The sequence below is a fragment of the Psychrobacter sp. TB55-MNA-CIBAN-0194 genome (assembly GCF_040309505.1).
GTDB lineage: Bacteria > Pseudomonadota > Gammaproteobacteria > Pseudomonadales > Moraxellaceae > Psychrobacter > Psychrobacter fozii.
Genome location: NZ_JBEOOW010000003.1, coordinates 200,235 through 225,939, shown reverse-complemented (window position 1 = coordinate 225,939; position 25,705 = coordinate 200,235). Strand labels below are relative to the sequence as shown.

General features: G+C 43.2%; 24 protein-coding genes. 8 read left to right on the top strand and 16 right to left on the bottom strand.

The window, feature by feature from the left end; translation table 11 throughout:
- Positions 1-10: 10 nt before the first annotated feature.
- Complete coding sequence (gene guaA, locus AAEY75_RS05280; protein WP_352258878.1) at positions 11-1,606, top strand: glutamine-hydrolyzing GMP synthase; 1,596 nt, start codon at positions 11-13, stop codon at positions 1,604-1,606.
- A gap of 262 nt (positions 1,607-1,868) precedes the next feature.
- On the opposite strand, the gene AAEY75_RS05275 is transcribed toward guaA, so the two are convergent.
- From AAEY75_RS05275 to AAEY75_RS05260, 4 genes are all read right to left on the bottom strand, one after another.
- Entirely contained in the window at positions 1,869-2,825 is a 957-nt protein-coding gene (locus AAEY75_RS05275; protein WP_352258876.1) for a hypothetical protein, read from the bottom strand.
- Between the two features lie 213 nt (positions 2,826-3,038).
- Positions 3,039-4,043, bottom strand: a complete 1,005-nt coding sequence (locus AAEY75_RS05270; protein ID WP_352258874.1) for a YhdH/YhfP family quinone oxidoreductase — start codon at positions 4,041-4,043, stop codon at positions 3,039-3,041.
- Between the two features lie 174 nt (positions 4,044-4,217).
- Positions 4,218-5,195 (bottom strand): zinc-binding dehydrogenase, encoded by a 978-nt coding sequence (locus tag AAEY75_RS05265; RefSeq protein ID WP_352258872.1) that lies wholly within the window; start codon positions 5,193-5,195, stop codon positions 4,218-4,220.
- A 417-nt stretch (positions 5,196-5,612) separates the two neighbouring features.
- Complete coding sequence (locus AAEY75_RS05260; RefSeq protein WP_110922124.1) at positions 5,613-5,867, bottom strand: DUF2798 domain-containing protein; 255 nt, start codon at positions 5,865-5,867, stop codon at positions 5,613-5,615.
- A 294-nt stretch (positions 5,868-6,161) separates the two neighbouring features.
- On the opposite strand from AAEY75_RS05260, the gene AAEY75_RS05255 reads away from it, so the two are divergent.
- Together AAEY75_RS05255 and AAEY75_RS05250 are read left to right on the top strand one after the other, a co-directional pair.
- Complete coding sequence (locus AAEY75_RS05255; RefSeq protein WP_352258870.1) at positions 6,162-6,875, top strand: aspartate/glutamate racemase family protein; 714 nt, start codon at positions 6,162-6,164, stop codon at positions 6,873-6,875.
- A 132-nt stretch (positions 6,876-7,007) separates the two neighbouring features.
- Positions 7,008-7,958, top strand: coding sequence for an alpha/beta fold hydrolase (locus AAEY75_RS05250; protein WP_352258868.1), 951 nt, complete (start codon positions 7,008-7,010; stop codon positions 7,956-7,958).
- Positions 7,959-7,960: 2 nt separating this feature from the next.
- Here AAEY75_RS05250 and AAEY75_RS05245 read toward each other — a convergent pair whose 3' ends face one another.
- The 6 genes from AAEY75_RS05245 to AAEY75_RS05220 all read right to left on the bottom strand — a co-directional run bounded on the left by AAEY75_RS05245 (position 7,961) and on the right by AAEY75_RS05220 (position 13,286).
- Entirely contained in the window at positions 7,961-9,004 is a 1,044-nt protein-coding gene (locus tag AAEY75_RS05245) for an NAD(P)H-dependent flavin oxidoreductase (RefSeq protein ID WP_352258866.1), read from the bottom strand.
- Between the two features lie 161 nt (positions 9,005-9,165).
- Positions 9,166-9,927, bottom strand: coding sequence for a hypothetical protein (locus AAEY75_RS05240; RefSeq protein ID WP_352258864.1), 762 nt, complete (start codon positions 9,925-9,927; stop codon positions 9,166-9,168).
- Between the two features lie 177 nt (positions 9,928-10,104).
- A complete protein-coding gene (locus AAEY75_RS05235; protein ID WP_352258862.1) occupies positions 10,105-10,482 on the bottom strand; it encodes a DsrE family protein in 378 nt (125 codons plus the stop codon).
- Positions 10,483-10,698: 216 nt separating this feature from the next.
- Positions 10,699-11,241, bottom strand: coding sequence for an acyl-CoA thioesterase (locus tag AAEY75_RS05230; protein ID WP_352258860.1), 543 nt, complete (start codon positions 11,239-11,241; stop codon positions 10,699-10,701).
- A gap of 59 nt (positions 11,242-11,300) precedes the next feature.
- A complete protein-coding gene (locus AAEY75_RS05225) occupies positions 11,301-12,455 on the bottom strand; it encodes a YheT family hydrolase (RefSeq protein WP_352258858.1) in 1,155 nt (384 codons plus the stop codon).
- 234 nt (positions 12,456-12,689) lie between these two features.
- Positions 12,690-13,286 (bottom strand): YigZ family protein, encoded by a 597-nt coding sequence (locus AAEY75_RS05220; RefSeq protein WP_197099523.1) that lies wholly within the window; start codon positions 13,284-13,286, stop codon positions 12,690-12,692.
- A 302-nt stretch (positions 13,287-13,588) separates the two neighbouring features.
- Between AAEY75_RS05220 and AAEY75_RS05215 the strand changes: the two genes are divergently transcribed.
- Positions 13,589-14,293, top strand: a complete 705-nt coding sequence (locus tag AAEY75_RS05215) for a pseudouridine synthase (protein ID WP_197099524.1) — start codon at positions 13,589-13,591, stop codon at positions 14,291-14,293.
- A 356-nt stretch (positions 14,294-14,649) separates the two neighbouring features.
- Positions 14,650-15,714, top strand: coding sequence for a disulfide isomerase DsbC N-terminal domain-containing protein (locus tag AAEY75_RS05210; RefSeq protein ID WP_352258856.1), 1,065 nt, complete (start codon positions 14,650-14,652; stop codon positions 15,712-15,714).
- A gap of 32 nt (positions 15,715-15,746) precedes the next feature.
- On the opposite strand, the gene AAEY75_RS05205 is transcribed toward AAEY75_RS05210, so the two are convergent.
- Positions 15,747-16,871, bottom strand: coding sequence for a homocysteine S-methyltransferase family protein (locus AAEY75_RS05205; protein ID WP_352258854.1), 1,125 nt, complete (start codon positions 16,869-16,871; stop codon positions 15,747-15,749).
- 284 nt (positions 16,872-17,155) lie between these two features.
- Positions 17,156-17,806, bottom strand: a complete 651-nt coding sequence (locus tag AAEY75_RS05200) for a DUF2939 domain-containing protein (protein ID WP_197099528.1) — start codon at positions 17,804-17,806, stop codon at positions 17,156-17,158.
- 435 nt (positions 17,807-18,241) lie between these two features.
- On the opposite strand from AAEY75_RS05200, the gene dnaJ reads away from it, so the two are divergent.
- The 3 genes from dnaJ to AAEY75_RS05185 all read left to right on the top strand — a co-directional run bounded on the left by dnaJ (position 18,242) and on the right by AAEY75_RS05185 (position 21,351).
- Positions 18,242-19,381, top strand: a complete 1,140-nt coding sequence (dnaJ, locus tag AAEY75_RS05195) for a molecular chaperone DnaJ (protein ID WP_197215464.1) — start codon at positions 18,242-18,244, stop codon at positions 19,379-19,381.
- A gap of 173 nt (positions 19,382-19,554) precedes the next feature.
- Positions 19,555-20,385 carry a 4-hydroxy-tetrahydrodipicolinate reductase gene (gene dapB / locus AAEY75_RS05190; protein ID WP_352258851.1) on the top strand — a complete coding sequence of 277 codons (831 nt, stop codon included), beginning with the start codon at positions 19,555-19,557 and terminating at the stop codon, positions 20,383-20,385.
- Between the two features lie 60 nt (positions 20,386-20,445).
- Positions 20,446-21,351: a secretin GspD/PilQ domain-containing protein gene (locus AAEY75_RS05185; RefSeq protein ID WP_352258849.1), complete on the top strand. Its 906-nt coding sequence runs from the start codon at positions 20,446-20,448 to the stop codon at positions 21,349-21,351.
- Positions 21,352-21,443: 92 nt separating this feature from the next.
- Here the strand turns inward: AAEY75_RS05185 and AAEY75_RS05180 are convergent, their stop codons facing one another.
- The 4 genes from AAEY75_RS05180 to mpl all read right to left on the bottom strand — a co-directional run bounded on the left by AAEY75_RS05180 (position 21,444) and on the right by mpl (position 25,531).
- The gene (locus AAEY75_RS05180; RefSeq protein ID WP_352259005.1) at positions 21,444-22,619 is read right to left on the bottom strand and encodes a type III PLP-dependent enzyme; all 1,176 of its coding nucleotides are present in this window, start codon (positions 22,617-22,619) and stop codon (positions 21,444-21,446) included.
- A gap of 134 nt (positions 22,620-22,753) precedes the next feature.
- Positions 22,754-23,302 carry a peptide deformylase gene (gene def / locus AAEY75_RS05175; RefSeq protein WP_194196239.1) on the bottom strand — a complete coding sequence of 183 codons (549 nt, stop codon included), beginning with the start codon at positions 23,300-23,302 and terminating at the stop codon, positions 22,754-22,756.
- A 218-nt stretch (positions 23,303-23,520) separates the two neighbouring features.
- Positions 23,521-23,775 (bottom strand): GlsB/YeaQ/YmgE family stress response membrane protein, encoded by a 255-nt coding sequence (locus AAEY75_RS05170; RefSeq protein WP_201549709.1) that lies wholly within the window; start codon positions 23,773-23,775, stop codon positions 23,521-23,523.
- A gap of 286 nt (positions 23,776-24,061) precedes the next feature.
- The gene (gene mpl, locus AAEY75_RS05165; protein WP_197215472.1) at positions 24,062-25,531 is read right to left on the bottom strand and encodes a UDP-N-acetylmuramate:L-alanyl-gamma-D-glutamyl-meso-diaminopimelate ligase; all 1,470 of its coding nucleotides are present in this window, start codon (positions 25,529-25,531) and stop codon (positions 24,062-24,064) included.
- Positions 25,532-25,705 lie beyond the last annotated feature (174 nt).

Here is a 25,705-nt window from a genome sequence, read left to right as displayed (position 1 = left end):
ACATCGATTTATGACCACAACTGCTGCCACTCCTACCATTAAAGAAGACCGCATCTTAATCCTCGATTTTGGCTCGCAATATAGCCAGCTGATCGCCCGCCGTGTGCGCGATTCTGGGGTGTTTTGTGAGATGTTCCCTTATGACATCGACGCTCAGCGCATCATCGATTTTGGCGCAAAAGGCGTTATCCTATCGGGTGGCCCTGAGAGTGTCCATGCAGAAAACAGCCCACGTATCAACGACGCTGTATTCGATTTAGGCGTACCAGTATTGGGTATTTGCTACGGTATGCAAGCGATGGCAGATCGTTTCGGCGGACAGGTTCATGCCAGTGATATCCATGAGTTTGGCGCAGCGACTATCAACATCAATGGCACGTCTACCTTGATCGATGGTATCGAAGATGCAGCTGGCACGCTCAATGTCTGGATGAGTCATGGTGATAAAGTGATTGAAGCACCTGAAGGCTTCGATATCGTGGCTAGTACACCAAGTTGCCCAATTGCGATTATGGCCAATGATGACAAGCAATACTATGGCCTACAGTTCCATCCAGAAGTGACGCATACTTTACAAGGTCAGGCGTTGCTAGGTCGTTTCGTTCATGAAATATGTGAGTGCGCAGGCGATTGGACACCAGACAACATCGCTGAGATGCGTATCGCACAATTAAAAGAGCAAATCGGTGACAAGCAGGTATTGCTAGGTCTATCAGGCGGTGTCGATAGCTCAGTAGTAGCAGCATTACTGCACAAAGCCATTGGCGATCAACTGACATGCGTATTTGTAGACAATGGCTTACTTCGTTTGAACGAAGGCGACCAAGTGATGCAAATCTTTGCAGAAAACATGGGCGTAAAAGTCATCCGTGTTGATGCAGAAGACTTGTTCTTAAATGCACTAGCTGGCGAGTCTGATCCAGAGAAAAAACGTAAAATCATCGGTAAAACGTTCATTGATGTATTCGCTGATAGCGCGCGTCAAGTGAGTGAGCAAAGCGATGGCAAAGTCGTTGAGTTCTTGGCGCAGGGTACGATTTATCCTGACGTTATCGAATCTGCTAAGTCGCATCAAGGCAAAGCACACGTGATTAAGAGCCATCACAACGTTGGCGGTTTGCCAGATGACTTGGCATTTAAGCTCATTGAGCCGTTACGAGATTTGTTCAAAGACGAAGTACGTAAGCTTGGTATTACTTTGGGCCTACCAGCCAAAATGATCTATCGCCATCCGTTCCCAGGTCCAGGTTTGGGCGTGCGTATCCTTGGTGAAGTGAAAAAAGAATATGCGGATATCTTGCGTTTGGCTGATGCGATATTTATGGCAGAGCTAGAAAAATCAGGCTGGTATGACAAAACGGCTCAAGCATTTGCTGTATTCCAACCTATCAAATCAGTCGGTGTGGTCGGTGATGGCCGCCGCTATGCGTGGGTAATCGCGCTACGTGCTGTTGAGACGGTAGACTTTATGACGGCTCGCTTTGCGCATCTGCCGTATGATTTGATCGAGACGGTATCGAACCGTATCATGAATGAAATTGCTGAAGTATCACGCGTGACTTATGATGTTTCGAGCAAGCCGCCTGCAACGATTGAGTGGGAATAAATCGTTTAAGTATTCTAAACGGTAACTTTGTTAACCTCACTAGATGTACAAACACGTACTATCTGCGCTCGGTTGCCTTGTTACCATCTTAGACTACGTAAACTTATCTAAATAGCTTTTCAGCTCAGCTTTTTTTGAATTGATATACGATTTATCAGTAATCTAACTGGTTCGGTATAGTAAGAAAAAACACTCAACTTGGTTGGGTGTTTTTTTTGAATATTGATAGAGAGAAGCAACATAACAAAGGCTAAGTTTTCATCTATTTGAGATTATATAATTTACCGCTTTCATCTATAGGCCCATTCAAAGAGTCCCAAACTAAATATTTTCTGTCCTTAATTTTCTGTAAAAATTCTTTAGGAGGAGATGGGTTAGCAATAATTATTGTGCATGCTAAAGGTAATGAATCGATAATCTTATCTATTTCTATACGATCACAATAAAAATAGGAAATTCCAATAAAAAGACAATAGTTGCTTGTTTTTATAATAGATTCAAACCAATTGTTAGCTGGTTTAACCCATTGGTAGTCTTTGTATTTGTTAGCTTCATTTGGAATTATACAATGAGCTTGTGTACGAGGATAAAGTAGATTGTCAGAATCTAATCGTTTGATAGGTATATCGTTCTCATCAATGAATAAATTTGTCATTGGATACTGTATTTTGCCAATATCGATCATTCCATCCGCTATTTCAAAATCTACGGAACCGTGTGGTTTTACTAAAGGTATACCTTTTCTATCATGATTAACTTGTAGTGAGTGGTAAGTCATTGCTAACTTATCAAAAACTGATTCAAGTAATAAATCATAATTAAGTGAAAAAGCTCCGTTAATTCTAGATTTATTTGAGCTAATCCACTTAAACCAACTCCAGTCTAAATCTAAATTATTTTTTTGTAGTAAACTATACTCTGAAAAAGCGATAGTTAAAAAATGTCTAGACTCTAAAATAACTTGTGATGAGTCTAGGGAAATACTACGGCAATAATCTTCGTCTAGAGCAAGCGCAAATATATCGAAATGATTTTTGGCTTCGTTTTCTACAAAAAGTTTTTTCAAATTAGGGAAGCTGCTTATTAGTAAGTCACCTGTCGATGGACATTTTACATTCCATTTTAAAGGCTCTTGTGAATTAAAAGTATGATTAATTTTACTTTGAGCTCCAAAGCTCATTGATAAACCATTTCCGACTACTAACGAAATCTTCGACATTGAACGTTTCTCAAATACAAAAAAATTATTTAGTTTGGGGGTAGGAATGTACTAAGAGTTTTTTCATCCTGATTACTCTAATACCCCAACTACTACAGAATAGAAGTATAAGCTTGAGCGCTCAACAACACTACAATATTTTTATTGAATAAATAAAAGGCAGCACCTCAAAAGAGATGCTGCCTTTTACTTATAACACTAACTCTTAAAAACTTAGCCCTTCACATTCACCACATAACGCCCAACTACTTTGCTAGACATAAAGCGATCTAGGTATTCTGGCGTTTGCTCAAGCGTAATCTCTTCACCATAGCTTTCAAGATTAGGCAGTTTCATATCGGTGGCGACACGTTTCCAAATGGCTTCTTTATCAGCCAATGGGATATAAACCGAGTCGATACCCAATAGCGACACCGCGCGGGTGATAAAAGGTATCACTGACATCGAAAAATCAGCGCCACTAGCTAAGCCACAACTGGTCACTGCACCGCCAGATTTGGTTTGCTTGAGCAGGTTGGGTAAGTAGTCGCCGCCGATGGTATCGATAGCGTTTGCCCATAGCTCACGGCCAACAGGCTTATTACCGATTTCATTGATGGTATCGCGATGACGTACTTCGCTTGCGCCCAATGCCTTTAAATGCTCGCTTTGCTCAGGCTTACCAGAGAATGCAATCACCTCATAGCCGAGCTGCTTTAAGATAGCGATACTGATAGTACCGACGCCACCTGTTGCACCAGTGACAGCAACTGGGCCATCACTTGGTTTTGCGCCCATTTTTTCTAGCTTTTGCACACTTAGCGCTGCGGTTAAGCCGCCTGTACCATAGGTCATCGCTTCTTTTAACGTGAGAGTTTTTGGACACGCCAGCGCCCAATCTGCAGGAATTGAAATCATCTGACCGAGGCCACCATCCGTATCCATACCGAGATCATAGCCGAATACCAATACTTCTTGCCCTACAGCAAACGTGCCTGATTTGTCACTGACGACCACGCCAGCGGCATCGATACCAGGGGTATGTGGGTACTGTTTGGTGATTCTTTTGTTGCCCGATGCCGACATCGCATCTTTAAAGTTTAACGACGAATAATGTACTTCGATGAGCAAGTCATTTTCTGGTAAGTCACTAATCTTGCGTTCTTGAATGCTTTTTTTGAATTCACCATCGCTGGTTTCTTCAACGACTAATGCTTTAAATGTTGTATCGTTTGACATGGTTATATCCTTATTAAATCTTATTATTTGTGCTGATTGGCTTAGCGATACTATTACAGCAGAATGGTTAAAAAAGCCCACCGTATCTTATCGCTAATACACATGGGCTTTCTTATATTTGCTAATACCGCTGGTTTTTGCCCTTATTACGAAATTACGAGGCGAGTGTAGGAATTAAGGCTTTAACAATACTTTGCCTTTTTTACTTGATTGTACTTTTCCAGAGACCGCTGTTGCGATATCGTCCAAGCTATAGACGGCTTCGATCGGTAGCTTCAAATCGCCATTCGATGCGCGTTCTAGCAACTCAGTGATCAGACGCTGTTTGTTGTCTAGATCCATTTCTTGGCTGGTTTTGCTACCCCAAAATCCTTTCACAGTGGCTTGCTTAAAGATCAAGCTGCCAGCGTCCAGTGCCATTGGCTTGCCTGACATGATGCCAAATGAGACCAGCGTTCCTTTGCTACCCAGTAGCGATATTAGCTCATTGCTCGACTCACCACCGACCGAGTCAACGGCTGCTGTGATCTTGTCATCGCCGATGATGGCGCGGACTTGATCTTTCCAGTCGTCATCAGCAGTGACAACATTGTTTTTGATACCAAGTGAGGTCAGCTCTTCTATCGCGTCTTTGCTACGTACCAGATTAATCGTGTTCACGCCGCGCGCTGCTGCGAGCATGGCAAGGGTTTTACCGACAGCGCCGTTTGCCGCATTGTGGATGATCCATTGACCGCTAGTTACTTCTAAGAATTCTAATAGCATTAATGCAGATAGCGGCATCGCAATCAGCTGTGCAGCCAGTTCGTCTTCGATACTATCAGGCATGTTAAATACCATGCTGGCAGGGGCGACAAAATACTCTGCCCACGTTTCGTGCACACTGGCACACGCCACACGTTGACCCACACTAAAGTCTGTCACATCATCGCCTACCGCATCGATAATGCCTAGCGCTTCACTACCACCGATGGCTGGCATCTCAGGCTTATAGCCATATTGTCCGCTCACTGTCAGCATGTCATGGTTGTGAATAGGTGAGAGGATGGTTTTGATACGGACTTCGTTGGCAGCAGGCTGCGGCATAGGACTGTCGCCCACGCTCAATACGTCAGAAGGTTTGCCAAAGCTGTTATGAATAGCACTACGCATAATAATTCCTTTATTTATTTATGATTTGGTTTATTTATAAATGTATGAATAACCGACTATAAGCATCATCTCATCAAGGTCATTCACCAATGTATTTTTTCTTATAGTAGAAACGATACCATGATAATGATGCTTATAGGTTATCGGCTAACAAAGACACTATACTTAAAAATAGACTGGTCGTCTAGACGTCAGATACATTTGCGCTAACGGGATTTTATTATAGAAAGCTTGGCTTACATCAGTAATATTCTCTAGCGTTAGATAGCCAAGCTCATATATATGGGATACGGCATCAGGCCAGTTCAGTCTATTCTCTGTAGAACCTTGACTGGCTTGCCTTATATCTAAACTATCTTAGAATGACGATAGCTCAGACTGATGATGGATCAGGCTGATGATAGCTATCGATACTATTTAATAAAACTCAATACGACTGAGCACATGCTCTTGTACCAGATAGGCGCAGATGTAAGCGCTTGGCCACGCAAACATAAAGGCCAGTCCCCACGAATGCATCAACTCCATAAAAAATCCGTCGATAAAGCCTTGTTTTACCACCAATAAGGCCGTTGAGATAATCAGTGACATCATCATTGCCATGATACCTGTGAAGATAAGGCGGTAGTATTTGCGCCGTGTGCGTATTCTGATGGTAGGAAAATTTGCCATAGCTTTAGAGTGTCCTGAGTGGTGCTAAAGACACTTCACTGATGAGGTAAGTGTCAATTTTATATAATAAATGGTGGTAGGGGTCGTTAAAATTTGCCATTGAGTACTATCATATCGCGTGCTGACCAATGAATAAAATGGTTATTATAAATGCTGATATTTGTTATGGTTAAACTATAGCCATTCTTACAGCAGGATAGTTTTTACAGCAGTACAGTATAAAGAAATAGCGCACTAAATCTGATTAATTTTGCTACGATAAAGTCGATCACAATAAACACGTAGGACAATGAAATGGTAGCTCAAAAGCAGCGCACATTAGGTATCATTGGTGGTATGAGTTGGGAGAGTACTCAGGTCTATTATCGCTTAATCAATGACGGCATCAAAGTTGAATTGGGTAACTTACACTCAGCAGATTTGCTGATTCATAGTGTCGACTTTGCACCGATTGGTGCGTTGCAAGCACAAGGAGCGTGGACTGAGCTTGGCGCAATGATGGCAAATAGTGGCGAGCGATTACAAGCAGCTGGCGCACAAGGGTTATTAATTGCGACCAATACCATGCATAAAGTGGTCAGTGATGTTGAGGACGCGACCGACTTACCGATTATTCATATTGCGGATGCTACGGCTGAGGCGATTAAGCAGCGAAGTCTGACCAAGATTGCGCTACTCGGTACACAGCTCACCATGACCCAAGATTTTTATAAGCAGCGCCTTATCGATGCAGGATTACAAGTATTGATTCCTGAGGCTGATGCTCGCGCAGAGGTGCATCGTATTATCTATGACGAGCTGTGCCAAGGACAGATAATCGATAGCTCACGTCAGTATTATCGCCAAGTCATTACAGATTTAGCCAATGAGGGGGCAGAGGGTGTGATATTGGGCTGTACCGAGATAGGCTTACTTATCAGTCAAGCCGATAGCCCGATTCCAGTATTTGATACCACGGCTATTCATGCTGCCGCAGCGGTTAATTTTCTGTTAGGTAAAAATGATTAGGTAAAGATTGATGGAAAGCAGTTAGTTTATAAATTTTATTGTTTGGTGACGAGTTATAGTAGATTGACTATACGCAGCACTAGCCGCATCTTGCACACCAGTCTGTTACTGTTTCTTAATAGGGAAGTTTCGATGATATTAAAACGCCTAAGCCTCGCCACTGTACTCAGCTTGTCAGTCGTCGGCTGTACCACCGCACCCAATACATTAGCCGTAAATACAACTCAAAAAATCATTCAACACGAACGTGCTAAATCAGATCTTACCAGCAAAGTATTCACACTCGCTTCTGGTGAACAACTCACTTATACCGAAAATAATACGATCAATGCTGAATCTCTATTGTTAATTCATGGTTTTGGCGGTAATAAAGACAATTTCACTCGTATCGCTGACAAGTTGGCAGACTATCATCTTGTTATCCCAGACTTATTAGGGTTTGGGGATTCGAGTAAGCCTGATACTGCGGATTATCGCGCTGATGCTCAAGCGCAACGTCTGCATGAATTAATGCAAGCGAAAGGCTTGGCATCGAATATCCATATCGGCGGTAATTCAATGGGCGGGGCGATCAGTGTGGCTTACGCAGCAAAGTATCCAGACGATGTCAAAAGTCTATGGCTCATCGATAGCGCAGGGTTTTGGTCAGCGGGCATTCCTAAATCATTGGAAAATGCCACGCTTGAGAACAACCCGCTATTGGTCAATAAGACGGAAGATATCTACGATATGTATGACTTTGTCATGTACAAGCCGCCTTATTTGCCCAAATCGATAAAAGCTGTGTTTGCGCAAGAGCGTATTGCTAATAAAGCGCTTGAGTCCAAAATACTAGAGCAGATCGTCACAGACAATGTCGAAGAGCGTGCCAAAGTCGTTGCGAACTATCAGATTCCGACGCTGGTCGTTTGGGGCGAAAAAGACCAAGTCATCAAGCCTGAAACGACTGCGTTGATTAAAGAAATCATCCCGCAGTCGACAGTTATTATGATGCCAGAAGTCGGCCACGTACCGATGATAGAAGCAGTAAAAGAGACAGCAGCGGATTATAAAAAATTTCGGGCAACGCTAAAAGATGAGTAAATTTATAACGCTTTTACCAATCGCTCAAGCAGTTCAAGCGTGCTCTCTTGTTTGACCAAAGCTACCCCTTGTCCAGCCCATAACGATTGATGTTCTGCATCTCTATTCTGAGACGCATGAGCTCGCATAAATTTGGTCATGGCATTCAATTGAGGATAGGGTGGTAGCGCATCAGTGCTTTCAAATTTGGCAAAATCACGTAGATAATCGTTTAATAAACCACGAGCGAGCTTACCTGAAAACAATCTAGTTAAGCGTGTCTCAGCGCTGCGTTTGCTGTGACTGGCATCGAGTAAAGCTTGTTTATAAGTGTCATTGATACCGCACTTGTCTGTGGTCAAAAACGCCGTCCCTATTTGAGCCAGCTCGGCACCAGCTGCCTGGATCGCTTTGATATCCTGTCTCGTCATGATGCCGCCTGCTGCGATTAACGGAATATGGGTACAGGCACGCGTTTGGCTAATCAGCGTCAATAACCCTAGTGGATCGCTTTCACTTTGCGGCAACCAACCACCGCGATGTCCGCCAGCTTCGACTCCTTGTACACATACTGCATCTGCACCAATATCGGCCCATGCTTTCGCTTCTAATGGATGATTGGCAGTGCCGATGACGAGTGTGCCGAGGCTTTGCAGACGTTGGACTTGCTCGGCACTGATAATGCCAAAGGTAAAACTGGCGACAGGAATGGGATTGTCATAGAGCACTTGTAGCTGGTCTGCGAAATTTTGAGCGGGGTGTTCAGGTAGTGCAAATTCGATATTATTGTCTTGGTAGTATTGACTTAACCAAGCAGGTATTGCGGTATCAAAGGTCGTGGAGTCCTGCTCAGAGAGCACCATCAGATTGATCATAAATGGACGGTCAGTTAGGGCTTTGATGGTATCAATTTGGCTGGTCAAAACATCTGGCGCCGTCATACCAGATCCTAATGAGCCCAGTCCGCCAAAGTTACTCACCGTCGCCGCCAGTTCAGGTGTGGATGCACCTGCCATGGGAGCTTGGACGATAGGGTAGGTTAAGTTTAGGGTATCAAGTAAGGTCATGACGAGTTTCCTGTTCATTAGGATGTTTGCATGACTTACTTTAACAGAGCTGAGTACAGAGTATGTGAGATAGTGTTTATTTAGTTAGGAAATAGGAGGGGTGGGTTTTGGCTATGAAATTATAGTTAAGTTAGTTGACTATAAAAATGTTGCTAAGTAAATCAGCTACATTTTTTATCATACATATCTGAAAAAGAATTTGAGAAGTAATCAACGTTAATTCCTAGCGCTACTCCGTTTACAGAGTCTTTCCACTCAGGTACGTCATTTCCAATATTAGCATAGTCGGCGTAAATCCCATTAGTACTGGAACGAATGGCAGCGGGAGCTTTAACAGTTCCAGTTGAACCTTTATTTAAACGGAGATAACCGTCTTTAGTCTTATAAGAAATAATATCGTAGTTAGACCAGCCCGTATAAAACCTACTACCTTCATTTCTAATTACCTCATTAGTAGTCATATTTAGTGTGCGTAACGGATGGGGCTTGATTTGACGATAGTTTTGGTCGAGATGTTTTTTTATTTTATCATATACTTGTTTTTGCTCATCTTCGGTGCTGACAGTTTTTATAAGATGTAATTTTTGTAAACGGTCTCTGTCATCGAAAGTTAAATATATATGTGATAAATCAAGGTTTGCAATCGAATCTATAGGCTCGCCATCATATATTGACCAATTGGGTAAAACAGTAAAATCATCACTATCACAAAATAGCTCGAATTTATCCATAGTCAGTTTACTATGTTTTATTAAATGAAGACTATCTGCTTTAAGACTATCAAACTCCAAATAAAAAGGCTTATTATTTTTATCAAAAGTATGTCCTTTGATATTTGTAGAAAGCCCTGAGCACCCTATCAAAAACATAGTAGGTAAAAGAAAACTAAAAAAAACATTAGCTGATTTACTATTTATTTTCATATTTACTCATTGCTTATAATCCATTAATGAGATATTAGCATACTAAAGTTCATATATTAATTTAAGTTCTTAGAGTTTTTGACGAAACAAAAAAAAGCCAGCCTCCGAACCATCCAAAATGATGATTAAGAAAACTGACCCATTTTTATAGCTTTATTAACTAGCTTTGCTTCCTGTTTAACTCAACTGCAACGACCCCTTCGCATTCATCAATAGCTCAACCACATCATCACCACTGATGACCGTAAAGCGCTTATCGATAGCTGACTCTCCGATACCGTTATGTTTCATACATGCACTACAGACCAATACTTGGCCACCTTTTTCGATAAAGGCTTCTAATAACTCGCCAGCAGGTTCAAACGGTGCGCCGATATCCACTTTTGTCAACGCGTTGGGCAATGCCAAATGTACCGCATCTACCATCAATATTACTGAGGCAGAGTGTCCTTTTTTAAGTGCCACACCTGCCATGGTAAAAGCCAAGGTGATTTTGCTTGGGTTTGATTCGCTATTGTCGAATAGAGTACCGACGTAATCCGTATTATTAATCATATTATTTTCCTTATGAGACTATTCTAATTAGATAGTATTTGATTGAGTGTCAAACTCACTACCATCCTAACATTTAATATATATATTTATATAATGTATTGTTATGCAATAGTAGCCATAAGGTTACTTAGTTGTGCGGAGCTAGTGATGATGATTTGCTCGAAACAAAAAGTTGATAAATGATTAACAGCTTGCTGAGTCTTACTTGGTATAAGGTTACGCCTGCGGTGGCCATGGGCGGTCGGCATCACTCTCTATCCATTCAGCAACGTAGCCAGTTGGCGGTAAATCCCAATCAGACTGTCCCAATGCTGCCAGTACTTGTGCTGTGTCGATCACTCTGCCACCCTTTGTCACGCCCGTACGCAGTAGCGCAGATGAGCAGGGCTGTCCCTTGACCCACATTGATTGCTCGATATAGAGCCAACGCGCATCGATACCGACGATTTTGGTCTTTAGCGTGACTTTTTGAAAGGCGCGAATACGCTTACGATATTGAATAGTACTGCCAGCGATGACCAAACCCCAACGCTGTTTTAACAGTTGCTTGCCAAGCCCAGTCCGTACCGCAAAATCCATGCGCCCCAAATCATACAGCGTGAATACGCGGCCGTTATTCATCTCCAAAAAGTTATCGATATCAGATAAACGGCAGCGAAATTGAATCTCACTGGTGTCCTTGAACGTCAAGGTATCACCTCGTTTTGCTTTGAGGGCGGCATGAGCGATGGTGCTGGCGTAGCGGATAAATGGATACATAAAACACTCTCAAAAGTTTATAAACGTTGGCGTTATTATTTTGTCATCTATGGCAATGATTATTTATTGTCAGAGACCGCATCTTGATAAGGTTCTCTAATAGAAGCCACGCCAATATGATTAAAATAAGCACTGACGGTTTCGGGTATCCAGTTGATATCGAACTTTGAGGTTTTTGCTTTTTTACCATTGGTTCCAGATTGCTTAACGTTAGATTTATCATCAGTAGATTGACCGTTTACTGAAGAATTGTCTGCGCTATTTTCTGAATGATTGTCTGAGCGATAACGCAAATAACCGATATGACCACCGTGTTCCGTATCCAAGATAGTGACGCTATCAGAAACATCGTTTGGCGTGGCAGTAAAGCCAATAAAAGGATCGTCCTTTGCACTAATCAGTAGCAGAGGCTTGGTTACGTTGATCAAATAAGGTAGGGCAGAAGAAGATTGATAATAGTGATTGTTAGAGCGGTAGCCATGACGCGGGGCGGTAAAGATATCATCAAAGTCGCTGATACGATTGACAGCTTTTATAGCATCAATTTCTTCTTTGGTAATATCGTTCGCCAACGCTTTTTTGATAATTGGATTGAGCAAATAAGGCGTATAGATACGATGACTCAAAAAGCTGTGCATGGTAATGGCCGCTGACGACATATCGACGGGAGCAGAGATGACCGCAGCGCCTTTGCAGACGGCTTCGTCACCATACTCGCCCATGTACTTCGCTAGTGCATTACCGCCTAGTGACACGCCAGCCGCATATATATTGGCATACTGCGCACGTAAGTTCTGTAGCGCGTGATGCACCTCGGCAGTATCACCCGCATTATAAAAAACTCGACCATTAGCTGGAATACCGCCACAACTACGAAAGTGCACCACCACGAAATGCCAGCCTTGCGCATGCATTTGATATGCCAGCGCGCGAGCATAATGGCTATCGCTGCTGCCTTCCATACCATGAAATAGCACAATCAATGGCGTTTGCTCAAGCTCACCAGCTTTTGATGCCTCCACAGAATGCGCATCATAAAAGTCGTAAGCAATATCGGTTTCACTTAAGGAATCTTGCATTACCACGCGGCGATAGGTTGGCGCTTTGGGTGCAAAGAACTTGGGCAAGATGCTTTGTAGATGAGGATTGGTCAACCAAAATGGCGGTTTAAAAGGGGCTGGAGAGAATGGCTTGTTTGATTTGGAAACAGACATAAACGGCTCTTATTTAATTATTGTTAAAAAGCAATGGCTTATCATACCGATGGCAATGGCCAAAACCAATGCTTTTCAGTGAACGCATGGTTACTGAATATCAGTTCCTCAATGTCATATACTCAAAACAGCTACTTAAAACCGTTACTTAAAACAACCACTGCAAAGTAGACGCTTAAAAACAGTCATTCAAAAGTAAATGCTGAGAAGCGGTCAATTAGCATCATGTATCATTTAGGGCTTATCCAACACCCGCCCATCCATTGCCAAGCGTTCTTTTAAATTATCGATATCGGCCTCAGCTAGCGTCACGGTCAGTGTCACTTGCTTACTATAAGCGACGTCATCGATGCTGCCGTTCAGACTATCGACGACGTAACGACATTGGGCTTCGGTGGCAAACTCTGCCAATATCTGTACTTGTGCCATTGGGACATAAGGGTTTAATGTCATCTGGTCAACGGCTGCTTGCGCTGAACCTGCATACGCACGGGTCAGACCACCTGCGCCTAGCTTGATACCACCGAAATAACGCACCACGATGATAATGACATTGCCGATAGATTTGTGCTGCAATACATTTAATATCGGGCGTCCTGCCGTGCCATTTGGCTCACCATCATCATCGAAGCCAGCACTGGTGGTATTATTTGGATCGCCAATGATATAAGCCCAGCAGTGGTGACGAGCATCGGGATATTGCGTACGTAGTTGTTCCACGTGAAACATTGCGTCCTCGCGTGAGGCCACGGGATAAGCGTAAGCAATAAACTCAGATTTCTTAATTTCTAAGCGAGCAGTGACGGTACGTTTTAGCGTTTGATAGCTCATATTTCATCAGGTCTAGGTTGGATATGGTAAACTTGTCTTACTTTCACTGTCGTCCGTATTTGGCGCAGTGTTTATTTAATTTTTATTATAGTACCACTTCTTACCCGTGAAGATAGCGATGCAAGCTCAATGTGAGTGCCTGCGTTGCTGCTATAGTCGGTTCAAGATAATTTAGAGACAAGGACGACTAGTGAAAGGACTACAAACAGTAGACGACACTAGCCTGACATCCTCTCTAATTTAGATAGAACTGAATATACCGAGGTAGAGTAGGTATCATAAAATGGATGGTAGTAAATAGTATGCGTCTAGATAAGTTTATTAGTAAAGCCACTGAGCTGTCACGTAAAGAATCCAAAAAAATCATGCACGCTGGTGAGATTATGGTGAACGAGCAGGTCGTCAAAGATCCCGGTTTGCATGTCGATATCGTCAATGACGAAGTGATGTGGGGCGGCGAACCACTCTCGGTAGCAGCGGGCAATCGTTATATCTTGCTTCATAAACCTGAAGGTTTTGAATGTACGCTAAAGGCCAAAGAGTATCCTATCGTTACTGAGCTGATTTCAGTTCCAGAGCTTGGCAGCTTACGCATTGCTGGTCGCCTCGATGTCGATACTACTGGTGCGCTGCTGATCAGTGATGACGGCGGTTGGCTACATCGTGTGACCAGTCCTAAGCACGAGCATGCAAAAACATATGAGCTGACCTTAGCTGATGCAATGGACAGCGATGCTCAGGCCAATGCAGTTAAAGAAGTAGCGGAAGGTATCTTGTTAGAAGGTGATCACGAAGAAACCAAACCTGCGGTTCTTGAGTTCATCGATGCAACACATGCGCGCCTGACGTTAGAGCAAGGCAAATATCATCAAGTTAAACGTATGATGGGCTACTTTGGCAATCGAGTGACTGAGCTACATCGTGCCAGTATTGGGCATATCAATTTAGAAGGGTTAGAGAAAGGCGACAGTCGTTTCTTAACACCAGAAGAAGTTGCTAAATTCTAAATCGTTACTTTCTTTCGTTTTAAGATGATTTCGCTTTAAAATGATTTTGCTTTGAAATAACTCGTAAACATATTGTCTAAAATGAGCAGCCACTAAACAGTGTGCTGCTTTTTTTCGTTCATTTTCAGGGCAGTATGTGTTGCCTATCTCTTAAAGCTAGGTAGCAATTTTGCAAAACTGAGCCTTTAATACTTTGAAATCATTGTCCTTGTGCTAAAGTCTTCTCAACTCTTTAATCTCTATATTTACATGATATGGTACTTGTTATGCCACGTGGCGGGCATGAACGACTGTCGTTCTTAAACACTATCGTTATTAAATACTGTCATTATTACAAATCAGATAGGACTGTCTCTGTGAAATTATCCGTATTAAAATCTGCTGGTCTAATCAGTACCATACTGTTGGCAACGACTGCATGTGCTGAGCCTAGTGCCAATGATGCTACCAGTAAGAATGTCAGTCAAAGTGCTCAAGGCGCTCAAATTACTGGCACAGTAAGTAAATCTGTTGACAGTCGCTTACGACAATTGCTGGCTCAGGCAGGCATCAAAACGCAAATCACCTCTATCGTGCCTTCCAACTTACCCAATATGTATCAAGTCAATTTGGCTGGGCAGTTGCCTTTGCATATCACTGAAGATGGTAGGTATGTCATCCAAGGTGAGCTACAAAAGAATCCAAGCAAGCGAGTAGTGACCAAAACACCAGCACGTAGCACGAGTGCACAGGTAGGCAAACCTGTGAGTGCTAGCGTCAAATCTGACATGCTAACAAATATGGCAGCGCTAAAAAACATGAGTGCTAAAACACCGTTTTTCTATACTGCCGTACCTGGTGTTATTTGGGGAGCAACGTTAGAAGGCGTACCTTTCTTGTTGTCAGATGATGCGCAGTACATCACCGATGGCGAGATATCTGTTATCGAAAATGGCCAGTTTATTGGGCTTGACGAAGCGTTTGAATCACTGAAAAACCAGTCTGTGTTTGCGACGTTGGATAAGAGCCAACTGATTACTTACCCAGCGACTAGCAAAGAGCGCGCTGTCATCTATGTGGCTGATGATGTGAATTGTCCGTACTGCCGCCGATTGCATCAACAGATACCAATGCTCAATACAAAAGGTGTCACCGTCAACGTTATCGGCTATCCAATATATGAGGCATCACCTGCGCAAATGCGTGGTATCTGGTGTCAAGCTGATGAAAGTAGTCGTCGTAAGGCTTTTGACAAAGCAATGCTAGCGGGTCAGATGACGCCTGCACCAGCGAGCTGTAGCACTGATCATATAACGCCGAACCGTGAAAAAGCAGCGGGTCTGGCCGTAATGGCTACGCCTGCTATTTACCGCGAGGATGGCGTACTCTATCAAGCTAGCTTTGAGAGCCCTGAATTCTTGGAGTTTTTGGGCGTAGAGTAAACCACGCCACTAGCGATGCTACTAAGATATCGTTATCTATCGGTTAGATGCTGCGCGAGTCGTTCGATATGCTCAACACCAATCCCGCAGCAACCGCCAATGATATTTGCACCCGAGGCTTGCCAGAGCTCAGCCCATGTCAAGTAATGCTCAGGTGTGGTGTCCTCACGCATATCGCGCAGTTGTGCATTGGCTTGTTTATGGACTTGCTTTGAGACAAAAGCATTGGCATAGACGCCCAGTTGCATAGGGTGTGCTGCTTTATCAATCAACTCTTTCGCAGTTTGCAATGCTGCATTCATGACCTCTGGTTGACTACAGTTAAATAGTACGGCATCGACATTCAATGCCATCATAGCCTGTACAGCTTCGGCTACTGACTCACCAGAGCGCAAAATCGGTTTGCTCACAGCGCGACTAGGCTCAGCACTACTATCAAGGTCATCGGCAGCAATATCTAGCTGACTGTCATCTAGTGTAAATGCGATCCAAATGGGTTTGGCTACAGTTTCTGTTTTAGATGCGGTCTCTTTTTCAGGTGCGATTTTCTTTTTAGATATAGCTTCTTTTTGAGCCGCTGTAAATTCAGTAATTAGCTGATGCCACGTTTGTGCTTCAACGATACTGCTTTGTGTCTCTACCAACCATATATCCACATAATCTATCTGTGCAGACAATAACGGACGCGCAATCGTAGAGGCTTGTTTTAAGTCAAATAAATCTGGACGATAAGAGCCAAACAGTGGCGGCAAACAGCCAGCGATTTGTACGGCTTCAGAACTACTATGCTTGTCGCTTGCTTGTACGGCTTCGAATGCGAGCTGCGCCGCAGTTCTGATGAGATGCTCACCCTCACTAAAAAAGCTGTCTCCCAAATGATAAGGGGTGACTGCATAGCTGTTGACTGTGATCACTGTCGCACCCGCTTTTATGTAGTCCACATGGACATCACGAACACTATCTGGCGCTAGGCTCAATGACAGTGCTGACCATTCAGGTTGGCGAAAGGGTGCCCCGCGTCGTTCAAGCTCACGTCCCATACCGCCATCTAGTATCGTGATTGGTGGTAGAGAGTTAGGCGCTGGCGTGGTAAGCGAGTCATTAGGCTGAGTGGCTGTTACTGTATTTGTCATTGGAGAGGTTGTTTGAGTGTGCATCGTAAGCTCACTTATAAATTGGTTTGATGTAGGGCGTATCATCAATTAGCACATTAATACATTTAGTGAACTTAAAATGGCTAAATTTTTCTCATTTTAAGCCCACAATCTAATTGATGACACGCCTTCGTTGATTCAAAAAACAGCCAAGGCAATCTTGCTAAGAATATAGGTGATACTCCTAGCGAGTTTCGCGCTGTGACTGTTTTATAATAGATTATGATAGGTGCTTTTTTTATAGATAATTAGCGATAGCGCAAAAGTTGCAACCATAGCGTCTTGTACTATGGCAATACGATATCGACTATTTTCCAGTCAATCAGACCCTCACGTTGCATCTCTATGGTGAGTGGATAGCCTTTAACTTGTCCGCTGATAGTGAAGCAATTAATACCGCAATAGCTCAGCTTAGGTTTGTCACTATCAGAACCTTGAGCCACTTGTTTCTCAAGTTCAGCGGCTTGTTTTGTCATGATTTCCTGCATTTGGCTTTTTACCACCGCATCGACATCACCGCGTTGGATAATGAGATTTTGAATCAAATTTTTCAGATTGACCTGATTGCTCGCGATAGCCCATGCCGCTGCTAACTCTTTGGTTGCTGTATTGGCCTGACCCTGAGTGTTAATAACTTTTTCGATATTCTGCGGAGTGATGGCACCATCAACGGCTTTTGCAATAAAACTATTGGCAGCCTCGGTCAAAGGCTCGCCGCCCAGCTGAGAAACTAACGGATATTGGGTCATCGTTGCCGTAAACTGACTGGTCAATTGATTTTGGACACTAGGCCGTACTTGGTCATAGTCAATGGCCGCTGCAATAGTGGCACCGTCTTTGTCATCGTAGGCATTTTTGAGCTGATATGCACTGTAATAAGGCGAGCCTGCATAGACGGCGACTACGATGATGATTAATAAAACAATCAGCTTCTTCATAAAAAACGATACCTTGTCGCAAACTTAGTAATTTTAAGATAAATGGCTATGTAATTTTAAGATAAATGACTATAAACTTGGCGATAAATACTAGCACAGCTTAATTGTATTAAGGTATGAAAACCTTTGTTCGTTCCTTAATAAAACCTTTTTGTAGTGACGAAACGCTCTTAAACGATACTTTCCATCCCTGAGAGCTTGATAAATCACTATGCCATCTCCATAAATAGCGCAAACTTTTAATAATTGATTTGGCTAAGCAGCATCCCGCCGTATTCGCTTGTAAGATTTTTAACATTATCATCTCTTTTTCTTCACTGTTCATTATGTTTCATGTGAAACCTTTAAGTGAGAAAATGAGTAGCAATAATATAATGATTGATAAGGGTTACTGAATCGACCGGCCGGTGGACTGTAAAGACGATAGGAGAGCCCATGAGTAAGCGTGATTTTTATGAAATATTAGGTGTCAGTAAGACCGCTGATAGCAAGGAAATTAAGCGAGCTTACCGCAAGCTGGCCATGAAATACCATCCAGATCGTAACTCTGACGACCCTGATGCAGAAGACAAGTTCAAAGAAGCATCAATGGCGTATGAAGTACTGAGCAGCGAAGAAAAACGCTCAGCCTACGATCGCATGGGTCATTCAGCGTTTGAAAACGGCATGGGCGGCGGTGGCTTTGGCGGCGGTGGTGGCGGTAATTTCCAAGATATCTTTGGTGATATCTTCGGCAACTTCGGCGATATCTTCGGTCAGCAGCGTGGCGGCGGCGGTGGCGGGCGTTCACGTCGTGGTTCTGATTTGCGTTACGTCATTGAGCTGACGCTAGAAGAAGCGGTACGTGGCTGTAAAAAAGAAATCAGCTTTACCGCACCTGCACCTTGCGACACTTGTGATGGCAAAGGCGCAAAAAATGCCTCTGACGTTGTGACTTGTCAGACGTGTCATGGCCAAGGTCAAGTCCGTATGCAGCAGGGTTTCTTTGCTGTTCAGCAAGCCTGCCCACATTGCGGCGGTACTGGTAAGCAAATCAAAAACCCATGCTCTGACTGTCATGGTAATGGCGTCAAAGACAAATCACGTACGCTCGAAGTGTCTATCCCAGCGGGTGTCGATGATGGTGACCGCGTTCGTCTAGCAGGCGAAGGTGAAGCTGGCGGTGCGGGTGTCCAAAATGGCGACCTATACGTCGAAGTGCGTGTTAAACAGCACAACGTCTTCACGCGTCAAGGTGCCGATCTCTATATGGATGTGCCAGTGAGCATCACTGATGCAGCATTGGGTAAAGAAGTCGAAATCCCAACGTTAGATGGTAAAGTAAAAATCAAGGTTGCCGAAGGCACGCAAAGTGGTAAATTACTGCGTGTCCGCGGTAAAGGTGTGACGCCAGTTCGTACGACCATGAAAGGTGATTTGATTTGCCGTGTCGTCATCGAGACACCAGTCAATCTAACTCGTGAGCAAAAAGACTTGTTACGTCAATTCCAAGATACGTTAGATGGTGACAGCAAGCATCAACAGTCACCACATAAAAAGTCATTCTTCAAAAAGATTGGCGAGCTATTTGACTGATAATTTTGCTTAACTGAACAACGTCATTGTTTTGAGCCCAATAGTTTCACGTGAAACTATTGGGCTTTTTGCTGAGCGTATAAAAAGCCACTCGGGTAGGGATATTTGCTAAACTTACGATAAATAGTATTTAAAAGCACCTTTACTAAAAACAAAGCATTTAGGACAAAGATATGAGTCAACAAGTAAAAGAACAAACCATCAAAGTCGGTGTCATTGGAGCAGGTGGTCGTATGGGCCGTATGCTTATCGAAGCGGTAAAAGACAACAAGCAAACGACATTGAGCGCAGCGATTGAACGTCAAGGATCGAGCCTAGTAGGGGCTGATGCCGGTGAGGTTGCCGCTATCGGGCGCTTAGAGGTACAGATTGTAGATAATCTAAAAGTAGTCGTAGAAGACATCGACGTATTGATTGATTTTAGCTTGCCTGATGCGACTGAAAAAAATATGCAAATTTGTGCTGAGCATAATGTTGCGATGGTCATCGGTACGACAGGATTTAATGAGCAGCAAGAGCAAGTATTGGCAAAAGCGAGTGAGCAAATTTCGATTGTTTATGCAGGTAACTATTCGACGGGTGTGAATCTGTCATTGAAGCTATTAGGGATGGCAGCAAAAGCATTTGGCAATGACGCAGATGTAGAAGTCATCGAGGCACATCATAAGCACAAAATCGACGCGCCATCAGGTACGGCTTATATGATGGCAGAAGCTGTCGCAGAAGCTCGTGGACAGAACCTAAAAGACGTAGCTGTTTATGGCCGAGAAGGACAAACAGGCGAACGTGAAGCAGGTACGATTGGTATCCATGCGATTCGTGGTGGTGAAATCATCGGCGATCATACTGTGATGTTTATCGCTGACGGTGAGGTAGTCGAGATTACCCATCGTGCCCGTGCGCGCATGACTTTTGCCGCTGGTGCTGTACGCGCTGCGACTTGGATTATTCAGCAAGAAGTAGGGCAGTACAATATGCAAGACGTGTTAGGACTAAATGACTAGGGCGTGTCTTCAACATGCTCTAAATCTTAATAAATGATGAGTCGCTGCTAGGAGCCAAACATGAATACGTTTAGACGGAGTTTGATAAAGGTGCTTAGCAGTGCTATTACTGCTAGTAAAAATATTGGCTGCGTAGGTCAAACAGTCTTTGCAATCAGTCTGGTGGCTCTGCCTGTCGTTGTCCAAGCTGCCACTTATCAGACTTATGTTATTCATACTTATGGCGGTGACACATTACTACCTGCGGTGCGTCAGCAGTTAGACAGCAGCCGTGACGGCGGTACAGTCACAACTTATCAAGACAAATTAGTACTGAACACCACAGCGGCTAATTATCAAGCAGTGCAGCAGCTCTTGACTCAAATAGATGGCCAACCACAAGCGTTAACCATCTCAATACGCGTCGGCAATGATAGCAGCGCTCAGAGTAGTATCCAGCAAAGTCAGGTCATTATTACTAATCGTGGTATTCAAGGGTCAGGTATCATTAATCAAAATAACAGTCAGCAGCAGGGCAGTAATTCATACCAAATAAAAACCTTATCTGGCAGTGCAGCAAGTATCAGCACTGGCACGCTCTACTCTCTAACTCAGGATTATAGTAGCAATCGCTATGCAAATAACTATAATCTAAAGCCACAGATTATTATTCAGCAGCAAGTACTGTTACCAACGACACAGGGAATTGCAGTAACACCAAGACTGCTGCCTAATGACCAAGTCGAAGTACAGTTGTCTCAAGTAGAAGAAAAACTGGTGCGATCCAATTCACCTTATAATCGCAGCGATTCTGTTAATAATGCTATTCAAGGTCAAAGTCTGAACAGTACGATTATCGTGCCTCGTGGACAATGGGTGACTATTGGACAAATTTCTCAAAACAGTCAAAACCAAAGTACCAGCTATGGCGGTAATCAGGCAATCAGTAGTAATAATAGTGTGCCTATTTCACTCTTGGTACAGTAGCTGTTTATCAATGATATCGTTAAACGAGCATAAAAAAGCGCGGCACTGTTGATATCAGTGCCGCGCTTTTTTATTAACAGTAGAGCAAAAAACTAGTCAATGTAAATCACTTCTAATGGTGGGAAACCATTGAATTCAACTGATGAGTAAGAATTGGTGTAGGCACCAGTGGTTAGCCAATAGATTTTATCGCCAATCTCTAACTCTTCTGGTAACTGATAACCCGCTTCTTCATACATGATATCAGTTGAGTCACACGTTGGACCGGCCAATACCACAGTACCTTCGCTGGTTGATGTTTCCATCTTAGGCGTATAGACAGGGTATTTGATGGCTTCCCCTAATGTTTCGATTAAGCCTTGGAATAGACCCACATCCGTATAGACCCAACGTGTTAAATCAGTATGAGATTTACGAGAAATCAAAACGATGTCGCTGACTAGAACGCCTGAACCACCGACTAATGAACGGCCTGGCTCAAGAATAATCTCAGGCATGTCCTCTTCGTTGTAGTCATCTGTCAGATAACGCGTAATCTCTTCAGCATAAACTTTGATAGGGTTTACTTCGCTGATATAGTTGGCTGGAAAACCACCACCCAAATTGATCATTTGTAGCTTGATATCTTCTTCATTTTTCATCCAGTCAAACATATATTTGACCTTCGCTAATGCATCGTCCCAAGCGGCAACGTCTTTTTGCTGACTGCCAACATGGAACGAGATACCGTAAGGTACCAAGCCTAAATCTCGGGCTTGAATCAATAGCTCAATCGCCATATTAGGGTGACAGCCAAATTTACGTGATAGCGGCCACTCAGCAGTCTCTGAACCCTGAACCAAAATACGAACGAATACTTTAGAGCCAGGCGCATGCTTCGCGATATTTTTTAAATCGGCTTCTGAGTCAGTCGCATATAGATCAACGCCTTTTTCAAAGGCATATTTGACATGATCCGCTTTTTTAATCGTATTGCCATAAGAGATACGTGATGGCTCAACACCGCAATCAAGCACACGGTCAAGCTCATAAATTGACGCACAGTCAAAGTTTGAACCCAGCTCAGCCAATAGATTGATGACCTGAACAGCAGGACTGGCCTTCATGGCATAATGAATTTTAGCATTAGGAAAAAACCCAACCATCTCATGATACTTGGTCTTAATACGGCTAAGGTCCACCATCAAAAACGGTGTCTCACGACCTTCAGCAGCTTTGGTGAATTTCTGCCAGTTGGCAGGGTCAAAATATTGGTCAATTTTGATCATGGTCATGGTAGGGAACCTTTAGTATAGACAGCACATGTTATAGGGTAAAACGAGTATCATAATATTGCCATCGAGCCATTAGTAATATTTAGCTGATGTGAGTTTATATGACAATCAATTTATATGATGAATCATTAAGAGTTGGTAGGCTGTGGCTCAGCGGTTTGTTCGCCTTGCTTTTCACGTATTTTGACGACTTTACGTACTTTATCGCGCGCGCGAGTCTGTTTTAGACGTGATAAATAATCGACGAATATGACGCCATTTAGGTGATCCATTTCGTGTTGGATACATACCGCGAGTAAGCCTTCTACTTCTTCGTCGATTTTTTCGCCATTCTCATCCAAGGCTTCAATACGTACTTTGTTTGGACGTTCAACGCTATCATAAACCTCAGGAACTGACAAACAACCTTCTTCATACGGTTGCTTCTCTTCTACTAGCGGCGTCACCTTTGGGTTAATAAAAACTCTAGGGCTATCTTTATCTTCTGATAAATCCATGACGATAAGTTGAATATGGCGATCCACTTGGCTGGCAGCCAAACCAATACCTTGGGCGTCATACATCGTTTCGATCATGTCCGCGATTAAGGTTTTTATTTCAGCAGTCACTTCTTTGACAGGCTTGGCAAGTGTGCGCAGGCGTGGATCTGGATAATTTAAGATAGGGAGTAAAGCCATAACGCTTACCTCAATGATAAGGATAAAATAGGGTTGATATTATAAGATAAATGGGGGCAAAAGTAATGTTTATCAATACTTTCCCGCAACTATCACCTCTTCCTAATACCAAATAACGAAGGTGAGGGCTTATCGTATGGCAAATGAAAAGGCCTCGCAATCAGCAAGGCCTTCTCTTTATATTGTCATTACTGAATTGCAATCAATACTGTGATCGATTATACACCGCGTTTGTTGGTAATCATCTCATATGCAAACAGTAGTATGATCGCACCGATAACTGAGAATATAAGACCAGTGAAACCGCCATCAGCGTCGATACCGACTAGGTTAGCCAGTAAACCACCAACTAAAGCACCGACGATACCCAATACGATAGTCATTATCCAACCCATAGGGTCACTGCCTGGCTTAATAGCTCGTGCCAATAAACCTGCGACCAGTCCTACAATAATCATCCAAATAAAACCCATAGTATTCTCCTAACTTATTATCATTTATAGTAATTTTCTCGTTTTGATAGGTACATTGTAAGCACTGCGTCGAAGTAAAGGTAAGCGCGAAATGTTACCAGTGTATGAGCTATGTGAGGAAATCCATTGATTTGCTAATATGAAGATAGGATAAGTAAATGAAAGGTTACAAAGGTAGTAAAGTCGCAAACGTTGGTCGTGATTGATGCTTATTAAAACCAAAAAAAACGTGGCTCGTCGATAACAATGCCACGCTTTCACTTTAATAAAACTATATTCAGCTCAGTTATTTACTATGTAGAGCCGTTAATAGACGCTGATGAATCCCTTCAAAGCCGCCATTAGACATGATGACAATCGCATCACCTGATTGTGCATGTGTGCCGATATATTCAATGATAGCGTCAGTACTAGACAGTACTTGTTGGTTGCCCATATTCGGATTTGCAGCATTAGCGCGTTCGATGACTTCTCTTAAACCCCATTCAAGACCTGTAGGCTCATACCACAGTGTATGGTCAGCGAGTGCAGCAGATTCGGCTAGACTATCTTGATGAATGCCCATTTTCATTGTATTGCTACGTGGTTCGATAATAGCCCAAATACGTCTGTCAGACAGCTTCTTTTTGGCACCATCTAACGTCGTGGTAATAGCGGTTGGATGGTGGGCAAAATCATCGAAGACCAAGATATCATTTACATCACCGATCAGCTCCATACGGCGTTTGATACCAGCAAAAGCAGACAAAGCGGCACAAGCAGTAGAGACGCTGACACCCACATTGTAAGCTGCGGATACCGCAACTAATGCATTATTAACATTATGGATGCCGCTCATTGCCCAATTGACGGTGGCGGCAGAATCAAGGTCTTCGCTGAATCTTACTTTAAATTGGCTACCATCTTCGCTAATAAGCTCAGCTTGCCAGTCGCTATCATTTACAAGGTTGTCAGCGGCGCTCTTATCAACCACTGATGTACGCCAAACAGGTGTCCAAACGCCTTTTGCCAACGTGTCTTCTAAACTGGCGGTCGCTGCTGGCATGATGATTTTGCCAGTGCTTGGAATCATACGCACCATATGATGAAATTGAGTCTGAATTGCGTTGAGATCTGCAAAGATATCAGCATGATCAAATTCAAGATTATTTAGAATGGCGGTACGCGGGCGATAATGCACAAACTTTGAACGCTTATCAAAAAATGCAGAGTCATACTCATCGGCTTCAATGACAAAATAGCCAGTATCTGAGCTATCATCACTCGCTTTTTCTGCACCTAAATAACTGCTGTGCGCAAAGACTTGTTGTAGACGCTCATCCGTTGTATCGACTAATGGTACACCACCGATCAAAAACCCAGTATCGATACCCGCATAGTGCAATATCCAAGCGAGCATGGTCGTCGTTGTGGTCTTGCCATGAGTACCTGCTACGGCTATCACGTGGCGCGATTGCAACACTTCCTCAGATAAAAACTGTGGCCCTGACGTATAGCGTAGTCCTGTGTCCAACATATATTCGATCACGTCCATGCCGCGCTTCATCGCATTACCGACAACGACCAAGTCTGGTGCTGGCTGCAAATGTTCTATCAGGTAGCCTGCTTCAATAGTGACGCCTGCATTTTCTAATTGGGTGGACATAGGCGGATACACATTGGCATCAGAGCCAGTTACGGTGTGCCCAAGTTCTCGCGCTAGTAAGGCCAACGAGCCCATAAAAGTACCACAAATACCAAGAATATGAATGTGCATAGACGTTCCGTATGAGCATAAATTGAAAGAATGAAAACGTAAAGTCGTTTGTAATATCAGCAGAATAAACAGCTGATTATTATAGGTCGAACCCCGCCTACATATTACCCGTACCAAGGACCTTTATTGCAGAATGAGCAAGCAGTCATCAAAGTATCAACAGGGTAAACAGCC